Genomic DNA, 19,393 nt, shown 5'->3' with positions numbered 1-19,393 from the left:
ATGGCTAAACAAACATTTAAAACAGAATTAAATTTTAAGGAAGTACCGTCAGGAAGTCCAGCACACAACGCATTGTGTATAAATGAAGATGGTGATGTAAAACAAATTCCTTTTCCAAGTCCTGGGGGTACTCAGGATTTTCAAGGTGTTCTAAATATAGGAACTCATGCAGAGGTAGGAGATAGTTACGCTGATATTATGAGCGTAGGTAAAGGTATTACCTTTACAAATTTTACTGTAAGAAACGGAGATTTTGAGAGGGTTTTGGCGATAGAAAATCAAGGTGTTAGAATCTCTTCTGATGATAATTCAGAATCAGAATTACATTCTACTATAAGAGTAAATGATGGTAATATCTATCTTGAAGTTTCTGACTATACTACAAGTAGTCAGAATAGATTAACCTTAAATCCTAGTACTGTAGGTTTTTCAGATATTAGAGTTCCCTTTAAAGTAGGAACACATACGTTAGCTACCACAAGTGATTTGCCACCTCCTAGTGGTTTAGACAATGTTTTAGGGGTAAATGATGAGTCTAGCCACGGCATAACATTAAAAAAAGTTGGTACCAGTGAGCAGTTAAGACTAACATGGTCTGAGGGTATTTCTTGGTTAAATTCTGGTAATCATTTTTTTACATTAAACTCTTTAGGTTTTCAGACTTCAGATGGCACTGGTAGTGTTAATATAAGTAACTCAGGAGAATTGAAGTACACCAACGGAACTAAGATAAACAAGATAAATTTAGCTAAAGCTTCCAACGGTACTGCTACATTTAATTTCCCTGATGTAACTGGGGTTAAGGTTATAGCATTGACAAGCGACTTGGATTTTAGCTCTAATGTCTTTGTTCCTACCTTTTCAAACCCGTACCAATTAGAAGATTCATCTTCTACTCAACAAGGTTCTTATACTCAAGTAAAAGATGTTGTAACCGTTACTGTACCTCTAGCTTTAAACATCACAACGGCTGGATTTGGCTATATAGATTTTACTTTACCTATACTTAGCAATAGTAGTTTCTCTGATACATTTGTAGGAACTATAACTCTATTTGGGGACAACATGCTTGTAGGCTCTGTCAAAATTGTTAATAACGAAAAAGCTACTTTTTATTTTCAAGGAACTACTACCGGAAGCTATACAGGAGCGGCAATATTTAGTTATAAGAAACAACAAGTCGTGTAATGTAAGGTTTACTGGATATTTCTAAATAGACTGGCTTCTCAGAAGGACAATTGGAAGTAAAAAATAGTCCTCCAACATTTAAAAAAAACTCTCACATCTTAATTAAAATTGTTGCAATAAAGCTACAGTCGGAGGACATAAGTCTTCTGGTTGTGGCTTTATTGCATTTATAACTTTTTAAGATGTGAGAGGTGCAAATATAATCATCAATCATCAATCAAACAACGAATGGAAACATTTAATTACCGATGGAAATTGGCAGACGCCTTATTTTCTAAAAACAAGGGCAAAGTATTTAGTTGCTTTGCCTGTGGAGGTGGTTCTACAATGGGTTACAAGCTTGCAGGCTTCGATGTTATCGGTATCAATGAAATCGACCCACGTATGGCGGAACTCTACCTAAGAAATCACAACCCAAAGTTTACTTTTATCGAAGGTATCCAAACATTCAAAAACCGAACTGACTTGCCACCTGAACTTTATGAGCTTGATATATTGGACGGGTCGCCACCGTGTAGCTCTTTTTCAATGGCTGGTAATCGTGAAAAAGATTGGGGTAAAGAAAAGAAATTCAAAGAAGGACAGGCAGAACAAGTTTTAGATACTCTGTTTTTTGATTTTATCGAACTAGCCGAAAAGCTTCAGCCTAAAATAGTATTGGCCGAAAATGTTTCGGGAATTTTGAAAGGTAATGCCAGGGATTATGTACGCAAAATTTTGACAGCATTTGATAAAGCCGGGTACTTGGTTCAGGAGTTTGAGCTTGACAGTTCACAAATGGAAGTACCACAAAGAAGGGAGCGTGTTTTCTTTATTGCAATAAGGAAAGATTTAGCAGATCGATTACCTAAACCATTCGGGCTACTTTTTGGCGATTTCCCAGCCTTAAATATGAAATACGGACTTGAACCTATTCCGTTCGATAAAATACGCACAAAAGGCTTAAATGATGCTAATTGGACAGATCATGACCAAAGGATATGGGATAGTAGGATTTATGGTGATAGAACTTACGCTTATGTGTTGGAGCGCACAGAAAACCGATGCTCAAATTTCAATAGCTCATTTGTGTATGGGCATAAACCAATTCCTACTATCGCTAGTAGTGAAGGCTCTAAGCTTACACTATTTGACGAACCAAGACGTATGAACTCAGTTGAAATGATTTTAGCACAAAGTTTCCCCCTTGATTATGACTTTGGAAGCAACAAATGCGCAAAGATTCAGTATGTATTAGGGATGTCAGTACCTCCATTAATGATGGCACATATTGCAAACAGAATTTACAATGAATGGAGTGTAATATTTAACACATGATTACTATGTAAAGATAGTAAAAACCAATCATTTAATCAAACTAAAAACTCAAAAAAGTAACATAAAAATGAAAAAATACAACTCAGCACCCCTGCCATTTATGGGGCAAAAAAGAAGATTTTTAAACGAGTTTAAAACAGCTTTAAAAGATTACCCAAAAAACGCTATTTATGTCGATTTATTTGGTGGTAGCGGACTACTTTCGCATACGGTTAAGGCGTTATATCCCGATGCAAAAGTTGTTTACAATGATTTCGACAATTATCGTGAACGTCTTGAAAACATTAGCAAAACAAACGTTTTAATTGCTGATTTGCGCATCATATTGAAAGACTGGCCAAAGGACAAACAAATTACTGGTGATGCGCGTGATAAAGTTATCGCACGAATTGAAGCTGAAGCAATGGTCGGTTATATTGATTATATCACTTTGTCAAGCTCAATTATGTTTTCAATGAAGTATGCCACATCGCTAAAGCAGATAAAAACGTCTAGTTTGTATAATTGCATCAGGCAAACAGAGTATAACGCAGACGGTTATTTGGAAAGGTTAGAAGTTGTCCAAAAAGATTATAAGACTTTGTTTGACCAGTATAAGAATGCTGAAAACGTTGTGTTTTTGGCTGACCCACCGTATTTATCGACTGAAGCCGGAACGTATAAAAGTTACTGGAAATTGCGTGATTATTTAGATGTTTTACAGGTATTGGATAACACTAATTATTTTTACTTTACATCAAATAAATCGTCTATTATTGAGCTTTGCGAATGGGTTGAAACCAAAACCCCGCTAAGTAATCCGTTTGCAGGAGCTTCAAAGGTTGAACTAAACGCCCAGCTCAACAATGTAGCCACTTATACGGACATAATGCTACACAAACAATGGTATACAACTACCACATAAAAAAAACGCCCATATACGGGCGTTTTTCATTATTTTTGAAAAAAATTGTGAACATTCCGAATTGTAAAAATGTACATTCCGAATTTTCGCGATTATTAGCGGCGCTTTTTTTGTTTATGGTATAAAAAAGAAATAATTTGTTATTTTTTTAACTTTTAAACATTAAAAACATGTGGTCATTAGGTTAATTTATTCGAAATAGCTTATTTTTGAAGAAATTTAACACAACTTATGGCAGTAAAATTACCTATCCCTTGCCCATCTCCTTTATCTATTTATTTAAGTGTCTTTATACTTTTTTTTTGTTCCATTAATGTAAATGCTCAGTGTGCGGGAATTGCTGGAAGTGATAATAACACTTTAAATGTTTGTAATATTGCAGATAATTCGAGCAAATCTATAGATTTGAATTTACAATTAGGCTCTCATACATCTGGAGGAATTTGGACAGATGTTGATAAATCGGGAGGTTTAAATAGTACAACCGGTATTCTAAATGCTCAACTAATTACTAAAAGTGGTATTTACAAATATATCTATACCGTTTCTGATGGATTAGGATGTACTGATACCGCACAAATAACAGTGACTATTGGAGCATATGCAGGAATTCCTGGTCCTGAGCGTTCCACTTGTAATAATACAATTGAAAATTTGTTTGGAATTTTTAAAGGAATAACTGTACCATCACCACAAATTAATGGTATTTGGACGGATAATGATAACTCTGGAGGATTAACAAAAAACAACCTCGATACGAAAGTTCCAATTCCAAATAAAACTTATTCTTATACCTATAGAGTTCTATCACCAATTGGTTCAACATGTAATGCATTTGAAGAGTCGACAGTAACTGTTAATATATTTAGAGCCCCTGTTCCAGGAAAATTCGAAAATTTTGCTGTGTGTTCTAATAAAACTAACAATTACACAAACTTTGATTTAAACAATCGATTAACAGGAGCTGACCCTGGAGGAGTTTGGTCAGAAAAAACTGGAACTTCAGAAATTAGTAATGATACAGATTCAACTATTGATATTCAAAATATATACAATACCAAAGGAGCCGGTACTTATACATTTGAATACACTGTAAAATCAGCAAATATTTACTGCGATGATAAATCTTCAACTATAGATATAACTATAGAAAAACAACTTGATTTGACTGGAGCTATTCTTACAGTAGGTCCAAATATCTGTGAAAATGAAATTGCTAGCACCATTGTTTATAAAGCAACTCTTAAACAAGGTACACAAAGTATAGCAGATGCTAGTTACACAATCACTTATAAAATTACCAATCATGTTACAGGAGCAGTGGTAACAAAGCAAACAACTGCAAACAGCAGTAGTGGGGTAATAAAATTTGATATTCTACCGATTGATTTTCAAATGGTTAGCGATTATACTATCGAAATTGTAGATTTTAAAATTGAATCAGGAGTTGCTTGCAATAATATAATGGGAACCACCGCTAATACTGTTTTGTCCATTTTTCCGTTACCAAAGATTAATAATGCTACGCTTACAATAGATGCAGTTTGTCAAACTTCTGATGCAATAGTTAGACTTTTAGGAACATCAAATCTTACTGATGGGAGTTATGATATTGTTTACAATTTAACTGGGAGTAATACTGCAACTGCAATCCATGCAGTTATGAATGTTTCGGGAGGACTAGGGGATTTTCCTATTCCTACTGCTTTAATTCCTAAAAGTAGCACAACAACTATTACCATCACAGGCATCACAAATAAAACTACAGGCTGTACCAATTCAGTAACACTTCCTCCTAAAGATTTTATTGTAAACCCATTGCCTGTTGTTTCGAGTTTAGCCACAACCATCAAACCTGTATGTCAAGGTAACAAAGCAACTGTTAATCTAAAAGGGTTAGGAACCTTGACTTCCATTATTATTGATTATAGTCTTTCGGGAGTAAATAACGGGACTTTTCAAACTATACCTCTAACTGTAGTTGCGGGAGAAGCAACTTTTGATATTCCAGCAACTGATATTCCAAAAGTGGATTCAACTATTTTTACTATCGTTAATATTACTAATTCTTTAACTGGGTGTTCGAGAGCATCAGGAAACCAGACAACGTTTGTAGTAAATCCAACACCATCTATTCCTATTGCCAATGATCAAAAATTTTGCTCATCAAATAATCCAACGGTAGCCAATTTAAATCCACAAGGAAATCAATATAAATGGTTTGATTCGGCTACTAGTACTGTTCCTCTAATTAGTACAACACCTTTAATTACTGGAAATTATTATGTAAAGGAAGTAAATATAATAACAGGATGTGAATCAAGTTTAAAAATGATTAGTGTGCAAAATAATGCAACACCACAAATTAACAGTACTACTTTGATGATTGATCCAGTATGCCAAGGTTATCCTGTAAATGTAAATTTCGTCGGTAATTCTAATCTTGCAGACGGGAATTATGATATTCGTTACAATCTAAGAGACAATAATATTGCTACAGCTGTTCCTATAACCTTAAACATAACTAGCGGATTTGCATCTTTTAGCATTGCTCCTAATTTAATCCCAAAAGCAGGAAACACAACAATTGAAATTGCCAGTATTACAAACTTATTAACGAATTGCTCGAATACTTCAACTCAGCCAAAAGTTTTTGTTGTTAACGCATTACCGGATGTTAGTAGTATGGCTGTAACTGTAAAAGATGGTTGTTTAGGTCAACCCTTAAACGTTCAACTTTCTGGATTAGGAACTTTAACTAATATAACTTTGAGTTATGCCGTATCGGGTGCCAATACAATTGGTTCACAGACAATCCCTTTGGTTGTTAGTGCAGGAAATACTAGTTTTTCAATTCCAGCTGCAGCCCTTTCGACTACTGGGAATAATACATTAATCATAACCGATTTAACCAATACAGGAAATAGTTGTTCAACGATTATAAATTCTGTTCCTAAAAATTTTGTAATAAACTCGATTCCAAATAGCCCAACAGCTAGTAATCAAGAATTTTGCGAAACCAATTTAGCAACTGTGGCTAATTTGACTCCAAACGGTAGCCAATACAAATGGTATGACTCTGCAACAAATGCAACACCATTAGCTTCAACTGCACTTTTGACAACAGCAAATTATTCTTTAAAAGAAGGGAATGCAACAACAGGTTGCGAATCAAATGCAACACCAATTAGCGTTCTTATTAATACAGTTGCTGCTCCAGTTTTGACTCCAAGTGGACAAAATTTTTGCGGTGTTGACAAACCCACAATTCAAAACTTAACCAATAATACAACGGCATCTGGAAATCTAGCTTGGTATGATGCTGCCACAAACGGAACACTACTGCCTAGTAGCAATTTACTTAAAGAAGGCTTTACCTATTACGGAATTGATACTTCTTCAATCACAAATTGTCGTTCATATGCATTGGAAGCAACGGTTTCACTTACCGATTGTACTGCAACACCTGAGAATTTCTTTATTCCAGATGGGTTTTCACCAAATGGAGACGGGATTAATGAAACCTTTCAAATTATAGACATCGAGTTTCTATTCCCGAATTACACCTTAGAAATTTTCAATAGATATGGAAATGTTTTATTCAAAGGAGATATCAACAAACCAGATTGGGACGGAAAAAATTCTAATTCAAATTTTATTGATGGCAATACACCTACAGGAGTTTATTTTTATGTTATCCATTATAATAAAGACAATTTGCCTCCAAAACAAGGTAAACTTTATTTAAACCGATAATTCCATTTTTTTACTTATAATTTTACTCAAATGAAAAAAATAATACTTCTTGTGTTTTTTTTCCTTTCCATACTAAAGGTAACCGCTCAGCAATATCCACATTTCACTCAGTATATGAACAATATGAGTGTAGTTAACCCTGCTTATGCAACAGCTACTCCTGCAATTCTTAATTTAGGAAGTTTGTATCGTTCTCAATGGACAGGAATTGAAGGAGCACCAAAAACACTAACGGTCTTTGCACATACTCCCATAAATAAAAAGATAGAAACTGGAATTTCTTTAATTTCTGACAATATCGGTGATGGTGCTAAAAAGGAAACTAACTTCTTTGCCGATTTTGCTTATATTCTTCAATTGAATGAAAAACATAATTTCTCCTTTGGAGTAAAAGCAGGTTTTACTTCTATAAGCACCAACTTTAATGGTTTCAGATTGAATAGTGGTGATATTGCTACAGATAAAGCATTTGCAGAAAATGTAAATGAAACAGTTCCAAACATTGGGGTAGGAGCTTATTACTTTACGGATAAATATTATGTTGGACTTTCGGCTCCAAACTTACTTTCAGCTGAACATATAAAAGAAAGATCGGACATTAATTCTTTCGGACCTCAAGAGATTCATACTTATTTCACAGGGGGATATGTTTTTGACATTAATGAATCTTTTAAAATAAAACCGGCTTTCATAGCAATATTCGTAACTGGTGCTCCAGTATCTGTTGATTTAACGGCGAATGTATTGTACAATGAAAAATTTGAGCTTGGGGTTGCTTATCGATTTAATGATTCTGCAAGTATATTGATGAATGTCAATGTAACTCCAAATCTAAGAATTGGTTATTCTTACGATTATACTGTTTCAAATCTTAGTCAATTTGATTCAGGTTCACATGAAATTGGATTATTTTATAATTTGGATTTATTAGGTAAAGGATACGATAAATCACCTAGGTTCTTCTAAAAAGTAAAAAATGAATTCGCCAAAATTTAATTTTCAAAATATAATTTATGATGGCGACCATGTTCCTTTAAAAAACAAATATTATTTCCACATGAAAAAAATATATATACTCCTAATCATATTTTCAATCCAATTCATACAAGCTCAGCAACAGGATTTGCTAAGAGCGAATCGTTTATTTGAGAAAACGTATTATAGCGAAGCCATTCCGTTGTATGAAAAAGTAAGTTCAAAAAATCAAACTGCAGAAATAATTCAAAAATTAGGAGACTGTTATTATTTTACCAATGATTATGATAAAGCTCGAGAACAATATGCTCTTTTAGCGAATAGTGCTGGTAAAGAACTCAATGAGGAATTCTATTTTCGATATGCCCAAACTTTGAAGGCCAAAGGAAATTATACTGAGGCAGAAAAAGTCATGCGCAATTTTTTTGTTGCTTCAAATAACAATGAAGCTTTAAAAAAAATGGATAGTGAAATCAAAAACTTAAAAAATGTTTCTGCTATTGGCGAAAGATATACTATTAGCAATTTAGCTTTAAATACTGCCAATTCAGAGTTTGGAACAACTATTTTAGGAGATAATTTAATTTTTGCGGCAGTTAAAAAGAAACCAAATCTTTTTGATAAAACCTATAAATGGAATAATGAATCGTATCTGAATATAGTTAGTATTCCATTAAAAAACATAAATCAAAATGATTCTATTGTATCTTATTTCTCAAAAGATTTGAAATCGCCTATGCATGAATCGAATGCCATTTTTACAAAGGATGGTAAGTTCATGTATTTTACCAGAAACAATTCTACTAATGGTAGGAGAGGGAAGAATGCAGACAAAATATCTAACATTCAAATTTTTAGAGCTGAGTATGTGAAAAATAAATGGACCAATATTGTGGCATTGCCTTTCAATAGTCCTGATTATTCCGTAGAACATCCTGCATTAAGTCCGGATGAAAAAACATTGTATTTTGCGTCTGACATGCCTGGAACACTAGGTTCTTTTGATATTTTTAGTGTATCAATAGATGGTTCAGTTTATGGAAAACCAATTAACCTTGGGGATAAAATAAACACTCCAAGAAGAGAACAATTTCCTTTTGTTTCAGATGATAATAAATTGTATTTTTCTTCAAATGGGCATGAAGGTTATGGAGCATTGGATATTTTTGTTTCAGAAATTCAAGATAATTCATTTTCTAAAGTCTTGAATGTTGGACTTCCTGTAAACTCAGGTTATGATGATTTTGCTTATTATGTAGATTCTGAGAGCAAAGAGGGATACTTTTCTTCAGATAGACCAGGAGGAAAAGGGAAAGATGATATTTATTCATTGAAGGAAACAAAAGATTTGCTTGTAGAAGATTGTAAACAATATATAGCTGGTATTATTACCGATGTAGATACTCATCTTGCTTTAGAAAATGCTAGTGTAATTTTGAAGAATGGCGAGAATCAGGAAATTGAAAAAGCAATCACGGCTATAGATGGAAAATTCAGTTTTACTGTTGAATGCGAAGCAAATTATTCCATATTTGCAACCAAAGAAAATTATACAGAGAATTCTAAGACTCTCAAGATTTCGAGTGAAAGAAATAAATTGAATGATGGTTCTTTGGAAATTAGATTTCTGGAGATTATTAAAAAGGAAGAGCAAGTAGCGCTTGAACAAAAAAGAGCTGCCGATTTACTTTTGGCGCAACAACTGAAAGCTGCCGAATTGGTTGCTCTTGAGCAAAAGAAAAAAGCGGATGCGATTGCTCTTAAAGAAAAGAAGATTGCCGAAGCCAATGAGTTAAAGCAAAAGAAAAAAGATGATGCTATTGCTCTTGAATCCAAAAGATTGGCAGACTTGGAGGCCAAAGAGCAAATGAAAAAAGACAAACTGGCTGCTGACAAAAAAGAAAAAGAAATTGCAGCTGTCAAGAAAAAAGAAAAAATGGCTGCTATTATTGCTGCAGAAAAAGATGTTGTAAAAGATAGAGATCGATTAATCATTAAAACCGATCCAATATATTTTGATTACAATTTGTGGTACATTCGTAAAGAATCTAAAAAAATATTGAATCGTGTTGTTGAATTAATGAACAAATATCCAGAAATGGTAGTTGAAATTGGTTCGCATACAGACAATCGTGGTAATGATAAATTCAATGCAGATCTTTCTCAAAAAAGAGCCGATGCTACAAGAAATTATATTTTAGAACAAGGAATTCCTAAAAAGAGAATTCTTGCCAAAGGATATGGTGAGTCTGTGCCAATTGTAAAATGTATTCCAGAAGATTCTTGTGACGAAGAGCAACACGAATTAAATAGAAGAAGTGAGTTTGTGATTAAGAATTTATAAACAAGCTCTACTTATGCTCAAAACATTAATTAAGAATTTGCCAAAGATGGAATATTCATAAAAGGAGAGAAGAAGCTGATTTTAAGCATAAAAAAAATCCCAATACTATTATAAAACAGTATTGGGATTTTATATTTTCTAACAAAGATTATCTCAAGTTACTTTGATGCGAGTAATTTTGTTTCTTCAGGAGTATAAGAATCAATAATTGTATAAGAATCTATGTTTGCTATTTTCATCTCATCTAGAATATTAACCAAATTACCATAATTAGATTTTTTACTAGGTTTAATAAATACTATTACACCATTATTGGGTTTTCCTATGCTGGCTGAATGTTCATGCACTTTTTTATTAATGTAAAATAATTCTTTACGTATTCCTTCTTTGCCGTATTTAACTTCTTTTGGATTCTCAATAGGACAGCACAACAACCCCATATAAGTAATCATTTTGTTGTTATCATCTAATAAAATTGTATATGAACGATCTCCTTTATAACAAGCTATTGGTCCACATCTTATATCTCCATTATCAGGTAAGCTTAAGTCCATTGTTTTCGGTTTTGACAATTCGCCAACTAGCATAAAAAATATAATCAGCAAAAAAGAAACACTAACCATAGCGGTTAGATCAACTCTTACGTTTAATTTTTTACTCTTTATTTTTCTGTTAATTTCCATAATCTTAATTTTAGATACAATGAGTAAAATGCTTTCCGGTGGATATAAATATAATAAATTTCACATTAATTAAATTCATGTAAAATTAAATTAAGAGAATAAAAAACTCCCAATCCTAAAATTTTAGGATTGGGAGTTTGTATTTTATAGAAACAATATGATAGGTTATCTCAAACTAGCTCCAAGCTCCGTTTCGAAATTCTTAATTAGCTTGTTCATGATTTTGTCAATTTGAGCATCTTCAAGAGTTTTAGTATCATCTTGAATAGTGAAACTCAATGCGTATGATTTTTTACCTTCTGGTAAATTTTGTCCTTCATATACATCAAATAAATTGACATCTTTCAATAACGATTTTTCTGTTTGTCTGGCAATAGTGTAAATACTGTCATATGTTACATTTTGATCCAATAACAAAGCTAAGTCTCTACGAACTTCAGGATATTTTGGAATTTCAGTAAATTTTATTTTGCTTGACATTAATTTCAAAACAGAACCCCAATTAAAATCAGCGAAGAAAACTTCTTGTTTGATTCCAAAATGTTTTAAAACTGATTTCTTAACTACTCCAAATTCTACCAAAGTATCATTTCCTAAACCAATAGCAATTCCTTCAGAGAAAACATCTGTAGATACTGGTAAGCTTTTTGTTTTTGAAATACCTAATCTAGATAAAACACCTTCTACGTAGCCTTTGAATAAAAAGAAATCAGATGGTTTTTGTGCATTTGTCCAATTTTCTTTGTTTTTGCTACCAGTTTGAAAAAGAGTCAAATGTTTGATTTCTCCGTAACCAGCAAGGAATTTATGGTATGATTTTCCGAATTCAAATAACTTTAAATCAGCATTCTTACGGTTAATATTATAAGATATGGCTTCTAATCCTGAAAACAGTAAAGACTGACGCATCGTTGCCAAGTCATTACTCAACGGATTTAACATTGTTACATTGTACTCTTCTTTTAACGATTCAGAAAGTTGAATATATGAAGCTGTAGTCAATGAATTAGCCATCATTTCATGAAACCCTAAAGAGTTCAATTGTGTAGCTACAATGTTTTGCACTTTGTAATCCTCATTTCGTGGAGAATTAGAAACTGTTGCATTTAATTTTTTTGAAAAAATAATATTGTTGTAACCGTAAACTCTTAAAATTTCTTCGATTACATCAATTTCTCTTTGTACATCAACTCTATAAGAAGGAATTACCAATCCCAAACCAGCATCAGAAACACTATTTATTTTAATTTCTAATGAAGCTAAAATTTGTTTGATCGTATCTTTTGGTATTTCCTGACCAATGATTCTTGCAACATTTTTAAAATTTAAGAATACTGTAAAATCCTCAATTTTCTTTTGATAAATGTTGATTACATCTGAAGTGATTTCACCACCAGCTACTTCTTGAATTAATAAAGCTGCTCTTTTTAAAGCATATTCAGTAATGGTTGGATCGATTCCTCTTTCAAATCTAAAAGAAGAATCTGTGTTTAGTTGATGTCTTTTAGCCGTTTTTCTAATACTTACAGGATTAAAATAAGCGCTTTCTAAGAAGATTGAATTTGTGGTTTCTGTTACGCCAGATTTCTTTCCTCCAAATACCCCAGCAATACAAAGTGGTCCTTTCTCGTCACAAATCATCAAATCTTCTTCATGCAAAGTTCTTTCGATATCGTCTAAAGTTGTGAATTTAGTTCCTGCTGGAAGTGTTTTTACAATGATTTTGCCGTTTATTTTTGATGCGTCAAAAGCATGTAGTGGTTGTCCTAAATCATGTAAAACATAATTGGTAACATCTACAATATTATTTTTTGGATTGATTCCAATTGCTTTCAATCTATTCTTTAACCACTCAGGAGATTCTTTTACAGTTATACCTGAGATCGTAACTCCGCAATATCTAGGTGCAAGTTGAATTTCTTTGACATCAACATCAATCTTTAAAGTTCTTTTGTCAATTCTAAAATTACTTACTGATGGAGTAATCAACTCTACATTGATTCCTCTTTGTAAAAATCCAGCTCTTAAGTCACGTGCAGTTCCTAAATGGCTCATTGCATCTGCACGGTTTGGTGTCAACCCAATTTCGAAAACTTCATCATTTTCAATTTTGAAAACAGTAGATGCCAAAGTTCCTGCTGGAATAGATTGGTCAAGAACCATAATTCCGTCATGACTTTCACCAAGACCTAATTCGTCTTCGGCACAAATCATTCCATGGCTTTCTTGTCCTCTGATTTTTCCTTTTTTTATGGTAAATGTATTTCCTTCTTTATCATATAAAACGGTTCCAATTGTTGCAACAGGTACTTTTTGTCCTGCATCAACATTACTGGCACCACACACAATTTGCAAAGGAACTCCATCACCTAAATCTACTGTAGTGATTTTTAAGCGGTCAGCATCAGGATGTGGAATACAAGTAAGCACATGTCCTACAACGATTCCTTCTAGTCCTCCTTTTACCGATTGGTATTTTTCAACAACTTCTACTTCAAGACCCAAATCTGTTAGTAATGCTGATGTTTCCTCGGATTTCCAATCTATTTTAATGAACTGTTTTAACCAGTTGTAAGATATTTTCATTTTATGTTTTTTTCAAGATTACTTCGTCCGTTCGCTATACAGACTAGGGCGCAAATATAATCAATGTTTCGTGAGGTTCAAAGTTAGTTTGTCCCAAAATTTGTCCCAATCATGCAAATTTTTTCGTACGAAATTTATAATATTTCTTCTATATGTTTTTTAATATTTTCTGAAATTTTTGTTGTTGGCAAATCGTTATCATCGTATCCAAAAGGCTCTTCAATTTCTTCTGAAATTAATTCGATACTAGCTAGTACATAAAATATAAAAGACACTACCGGAATTATATAATACCCTAAAATAAATGTATAAGCGTAAGGTAAAGTTAAGACGAAAATAAATATAAACTTTTTGATAAAGGTACTGTAGGAGTAGGGTATTGGTGTGTTTTTGATACGCTCACATGCTCCACAAATATCAGTAAAAGATTGAATTTCGCTGTTTAAAATGATAAGCTGATCTCCCGATATTTTATGGGTAATGTACAAATCATTTATTTTTTGAAACAACATTTTAGCGATTTGATTCGGTCGGTGTTTGTGATGATCCAATACTAAATCAACATGATCAAACAATTGCATACTTGTTTCTTCATCTTTTAAATGTTTGTTTAGCATTGAAGCATAACTTGGAATTAACTTTCTAAAATAGGCCAAATCTTTTTCATCCTTTAGCATAACAGAAAGTTTGATGGCAAGGTTTCGGCTGTTATTGACCAAAGCTCCCCATAATTTACGTCCTTCCCACCAACGGTCATAGGCCGAATTGATTCGGTAAGCCAATAGCAAAGAGATTACAAAACCTAATGTTGTATGGATTACATAAAGGTTTTTGACTTGGCTTGTATCTTTTAATTTAAAATATTCAATCTCAAGATAAGCTATTGCACCTGAGTAAACTGCAATTAAAAGTAATAATGGATATAAATTTCTAAATGTATCCGATTTGTGAAGGCGAAAGATGTAAGCGAACCAAATTTTAGGATTGTATGGAATCATTCTGTCTTTTTTGGCATCAAAAATAATTAAAAATTAAGATTTCCGGCTAATTCTCTTAATGTAATTTCGGACAACTTCGCTTGAAACTGTGCACTGCTCAAACGAATTTTTGAATTGATATAATTTAATTGTGCTGCTCTAAATTCGACAGAGGTAATGGTTCCAATTTTGAATTTTTCGGCTGTTATTTCAAGATTTTGTTTAGCAATAGCAGTATTGTTTTCTTCTAAATCAATCAAATCCAAATTGGTTAAATAAATCTGGAAGGCTACAGTCAAATTGCTTCGTAGCTGAATCAATTGTTGGTCAATTAATAGTCTAGAATTGTCAACTTGCATTTTAGCAATTTTTTCATTTCTGTTTTGGGCATCACCATCAAACAAATTTAAAGAGGCCGAAAAACCATAATTTAAACCGTGTGCTGAAGATTGAGTTGTAAAACCAAGACTTGATCTTGTATCATTGAAATTGTAACCGGTGTTTAGTTTAACCGTTGGATAACGCTCTCCTTTGATTTGCTTCAATTCTAATTCAGATACTTTCTTATTAATAATTTGCATTTCTAATTCAGGATTTTGTTTCTCTGCCAATGCAATTAGTTCTGCCAACTGTAATTTTCTATCTACCTTAATACCTTCGGAAACCTTAAAATCAGTTTTAAGATCACGTGCTAAAATTTGGTTCAAAAGCGTTTTGGCATTAGCGTAAGTTTGCTTTTCTTTTAATAAGTTACCCAAATCCGTATTCAAATCGACTTGAGCGTTTAGCACATCGAGTTTAGATCCTTTTCCGATGGTGTATCTGTTTTTGGTGAATTCTAATCTTTTTTGGGAAATTACAATTGTAGAATCCAAATCAGATAATTTTTGTTGCTCTTGTATCAAATCATAATAAACAGAATTGACACTACTCGTTTTATCGATTATGGTCATTTTCAATTGAGCGTCGCTCATGTTTTGCAATTCCTTCAACTGATCGTATTTTGCAAACATTTTCATTCCGTCAAAAATGGTCCAATCCAAAGCAACACCATAATTCAAATTATTGTTTTTGGCATTTTTTAAATTTACTGTAGTTCCATCAGATCGGGTCTGAGAAGTATTCAAGATGCTGTTATTATCTGTAGCTACTGCATTTATTGATGGTAACATTCCAGCATTTCCAATGGCTACATTAGCTTGATTGATTTTTAAATTATTGTCGGCAATTTTTATTTCATAATTGTTTTCTAATGCAATTTTAACGGCATTTTCAAGAGTAAGCAATTCTTGTGCATTTCCTGTTGAAAAGCAAAGGAAAAACAGCAAGAAGCTTTTAAGAAACAGTTTGGTATTCATATTTATTTTTTTTAAGGTAGATACTAAGTCACTAAGTGGCTAAGATTCTAAGTTAAGTTTGTATTTTTTTCTAAACACTCGTTTGTTACTATTTCCTTTTGCAGATATATATTCTTAAAAGACTTCCTAAATCTTAGCACCTTAGAGACTTAGTAACTTAGAGACTTAGATTATTTTTTTATCTCATGTTCATATTCATCAATATGATCAAATTCTGGATAATGTTTGCGGGCTTTGGACCACATTAGATACAAAGCTGGAATTACAAATAAAGTTAGGATCAAAGAGAAAATTGTACCTCCCACGATAACAACTCCCATTCCAATTCTACTGGTGGCCGCAGCTCCCAGAGACAATGCAATTGGTAATGCTCCTAATGAAATGGCCAAACTGGTCATCAAAATTGGGCGTAACCTTGATTCTGAAGCTTCTAAAATAGCTTCTAATTTTGGTTTTCCTTGCTCTCGTAATTGATTGGCAAATTCTACAATCAAAATACCGTTCTTGGTTACCAAACCAATCAGCATAATGGTTCCAATCTGACTGAAAATATTCCAGGTTTGATTAAATAACCAAAGCGAAAATAATGCTCCTGCTACCGCCATCGGAACTGTCAGGATAATAATAAATGGATCAATAAAGCTTTCAAATTGAGCAGCCAATATTAGAAAAATCAATAATAGTGCTAGTCCAAAAGCGAATGAAGTATTCGAGCTACTTTCGACAAAGTCTCTGGATTCCCCTCCTAAATCGGTGGTAAATGAATCATCCAGCACTTTAGCTTTGATTTCGTTCATCGCATCAATTCCTTCGCTAAGACTTTTGCCTGGAGCGAGTCCTGCAAAAACTGTTGCCGACATGTACCTGTTATTATGATACAATTGCGGAGGATTGCTTTCTTCTTCAATCTTGACCACATTGTCCATCTGAATAAGTTCTCCTTTATTGTTTTTTACATACATAGATGTCAAATCCAATGGTTTGGAACGATCTTCTCTCTCAAACTGACCCACAACTTGGTATTGTTTTCCGTTTCTGATAAAATAGCCAAAGCGCTGACCACTCAAGGAAAGCTGTAAGGTTTGGGCAACATCTTTTACTGAAATTCCTAAACTTTCGGCCTTAGCTCTATCAATAGAAACGTTGATTTCCGGTTTATTGAATTTTAAATTCACATCGGTAACAGAGAAAACGTCGCTTTTTGCAGCTTCATCCATAAACAACGGAATTTTTTCTCTTAATTTTTCGAAGTTTGGAGCCTGAATAATATATTGAATTGGTAAACCACCGCGTCTATTCACGGCAATCGTTGGCTGTTCTGTTACCGAAGTTTTCGCTTCGGAATAGTTGCTAGTCCATTTGGTGAGTTTATCTGCTATTTCTTTTTGGTTTAATTTTCTTTTGTCCGGATCTACCAAGGCAATACGAACTCTACCACTATTTACAGATGATGAGATAAATCCAGGAGAAGTGATTACCAATGCTACTTTTTTCTCAGGAATGGAGTCGTCAATCAGTCTTGATATTTCCTGCATGAAACGATCTGTATAATCATAGGAAGATCCTTCGGGTGTGGTAATAGACATCACAATAGAACTACGGTCGTCATAAGGTGCAGTTTCTTTTTTCAAAATATTGAAAAACAAATAAATCAATCCAAAACAAACGATCAGAATAGGGAAACTCAACCATTTCCTTTTCATAAAAGACTCTAATGCGTTAGCATAAGTACTATTTAGTTTTATAAAAAAAGGTTCGGTACGAATATAGAATTTTGATTTTTTTTGTTCTCCTCCTTTCATTAAGTAGGCATTCAACATTGGGGTTAATGTTAAAGACACGAAAGCTGAGATTAATACAGCAGCTCCAATGACGACACCAAATTCCCGAAACAATCGTCCGACAAAACCTTCGAGGAAAATAACTGGCAAAAATACTGCTGCCAGAGTGATGGATATTGAAATAACTGCAAAGAAAATCTCATTCGATCCTTTAATCGCCGCTTCAATAGGAGACATTCCTTCTTCTACTTTCTTGAAAATATTCTCGGTAACTACAATACCGTCATCTACAACCAATCCTGTGGCAAGAACAATTGCAAGTAGTGTAAGTACATTTATCGAAAATCCAAAAAGCCACATAATAAAGAATGTTGCTATCAGAGAAACAGGAATATCTATTAATGGTCTGAAAGCAATTGCCCAATCCCTAAAAAACAAAAAGATAATCAATATTACCAATAGGATTGAAATTCCAAGTGTTTCGGCTACTTCAATCACTGATTTTTTTACAAAAACGGTATTGTCAATAGCGATATTTAGTTTAATGTCTTTTGGTAAATCCTTTTTTAAACGTTCAAATTGTTTGTAAAATTCACTTGCAATATCCAAATAATTGGCTCCCGGAAGCGGTACAACCGCAACACCAACTAGGGGAGTGCCTGACTGAGTCATTTTGGTCTCGATATTTTCAGGTCCCAATACGGCTGTACCCACATCGCTAAAACGAACTATTTTTTCTCCAACTGATCGAATGATGATATTGTTGAATTCTTCTGGTTTTGAAAGATTTCCAACTGTTTTTACTGTCAATTCTGTATTGTTACCCGTAATTTTTCCAGAAGGTAATTCAACATTTTGACTGTTTAAGGCATCACGAACTTCTGCAACTGTACAACCATAGGCGGCCAATTTTTCTGGATTAATCCACAATCGCATGGCATATCGTTTTTGTCCCCAAATCTGTACTCCACTAACTCCTGGTATGGTTTCTAGTCGTTGCCCAATAACATTTTCGGCATAATCACTCAATTCTAATGCGTTTCGGGTATCACTTTGTACTGTCATCGAAATAATTGCATCACTATTGGCATCAGCCTTAGAAACAACAGGAGGTGCATCAATATCTTGTGGTAAGTTTCGAATTGCTTGTGATACTTTGTCTCGGACATCATTGGCCGCTTCTTCCAGATTTTTATCCAAATTGAACTCAACTGTAATACTGCTGCTTCCTTGAGCACTAGAAGAGGTTACATTTCGGATTCCGTCTATTGAATTGATTGCTTTTTCTAGAGGTTCGGTAATTTGGGATTCAATAATATCCGAATTGGCTCCAGTATAATTGGTTCTGATAGAAACTTGAGCAGGATCTATAGAAGGGAATTCTCTAACTCCCAGATAAGTGTAACCTATAACCCCAAACAAAATAATCGTTAAATTCATGACGATTGTAAGTACTGGTCTTTTGATGCTTAATGTGGATAAACTCATTTTATGAATTGTGAATTATAAATTATGAATTGTGAC

General features: G+C 33.5%; 11 protein-coding genes. 6 read left to right on the top strand and 5 right to left on the bottom strand.

Features of this window, described 5'->3' with window-relative positions; all coding sequences use genetic code 11:
• The 6 genes from OZP08_RS14115 (at position 1) to OZP08_RS14090 (ending at position 10,484) form a co-directional block, all read left to right on the top strand.
• Positions 1–1,188 (top strand): hypothetical protein, encoded by a 1,188-nt coding sequence (locus OZP08_RS14115; RefSeq protein ID WP_268846723.1) that lies wholly within the window; start codon positions 1–3, stop codon positions 1,186–1,188.
• Positions 1,189–1,416: 228 nt separating this feature from the next.
• Positions 1,417–2,505 carry a DNA cytosine methyltransferase gene (locus OZP08_RS14110; RefSeq protein ID WP_281322149.1) on the top strand — a complete coding sequence of 363 codons (1,089 nt, stop codon included), beginning with the start codon at positions 1,417–1,419 and terminating at the stop codon, positions 2,503–2,505.
• Between the two features lie 67 nt (positions 2,506–2,572).
• Positions 2,573–3,409 carry a DNA adenine methylase gene (locus tag OZP08_RS14105; RefSeq protein ID WP_281322148.1) on the top strand — a complete coding sequence of 279 codons (837 nt, stop codon included), beginning with the start codon at positions 2,573–2,575 and terminating at the stop codon, positions 3,407–3,409.
• Positions 3,410–3,640: 231 nt separating this feature from the next.
• Positions 3,641–7,165 carry a gliding motility-associated C-terminal domain-containing protein gene (locus OZP08_RS14100; RefSeq protein WP_281322147.1) on the top strand — a complete coding sequence of 1,175 codons (3,525 nt, stop codon included), beginning with the start codon at positions 3,641–3,643 and terminating at the stop codon, positions 7,163–7,165.
• Positions 7,166–7,195: 30 nt separating this feature from the next.
• On the top strand, positions 7,196–8,131 hold the full coding sequence (locus OZP08_RS14095; protein ID WP_281322146.1) for a PorP/SprF family type IX secretion system membrane protein: 936 nt from the start codon (positions 7,196–7,198) through the stop codon (positions 8,129–8,131).
• Positions 8,132–8,222: 91 nt separating this feature from the next.
• On the top strand, positions 8,223–10,484 hold the full coding sequence (locus tag OZP08_RS14090) for an OmpA family protein (RefSeq protein WP_281322145.1): 2,262 nt from the start codon (positions 8,223–8,225) through the stop codon (positions 10,482–10,484).
• 158 nt (positions 10,485–10,642) lie between these two features.
• Here the strand turns inward: OZP08_RS14090 and OZP08_RS14085 are convergent, their stop codons facing one another.
• The 5 genes from OZP08_RS14085 to OZP08_RS14065 form a co-directional block, all read right to left on the bottom strand.
• Complete coding sequence (locus tag OZP08_RS14085; RefSeq protein ID WP_281323611.1) at positions 10,643–11,170, bottom strand: ExbD/TolR family protein; 528 nt, start codon at positions 11,168–11,170, stop codon at positions 10,643–10,645.
• 162 nt (positions 11,171–11,332) lie between these two features.
• On the bottom strand, positions 11,333–13,753 hold the full coding sequence (gene pheT / locus OZP08_RS14080; protein WP_268846718.1) for a phenylalanine--tRNA ligase subunit beta: 2,421 nt from the start codon (positions 13,751–13,753) through the stop codon (positions 11,333–11,335).
• Positions 13,754–13,887: 134 nt separating this feature from the next.
• Positions 13,888–14,751: a bestrophin family protein gene (locus OZP08_RS14075; RefSeq protein WP_268846717.1), complete on the bottom strand. Its 864-nt coding sequence runs from the start codon at positions 14,749–14,751 to the stop codon at positions 13,888–13,890.
• Between the two features lie 26 nt (positions 14,752–14,777).
• Positions 14,778–16,088: a TolC family protein gene (locus OZP08_RS14070; RefSeq protein ID WP_268846716.1), complete on the bottom strand. Its 1,311-nt coding sequence runs from the start codon at positions 16,086–16,088 to the stop codon at positions 14,778–14,780.
• Positions 16,089–16,258: 170 nt separating this feature from the next.
• A complete protein-coding gene (locus OZP08_RS14065) occupies positions 16,259–19,357 on the bottom strand; it encodes an efflux RND transporter permease subunit (protein WP_281322144.1) in 3,099 nt (1,032 codons plus the stop codon).
• Positions 19,358–19,393: the final 36 nt, after the last annotated feature.

Origin of the sequence: Flavobacterium aestivum, assembly GCF_026870175.2 — a bacterium.
Lineage (GTDB): Bacteria > Bacteroidota > Bacteroidia > Flavobacteriales > Flavobacteriaceae > Flavobacterium > Flavobacterium aestivum.
The sequence above is the reverse complement of the archived record's forward strand: the minus strand, read 5'-3'. Positions and strand labels throughout refer to the sequence as shown.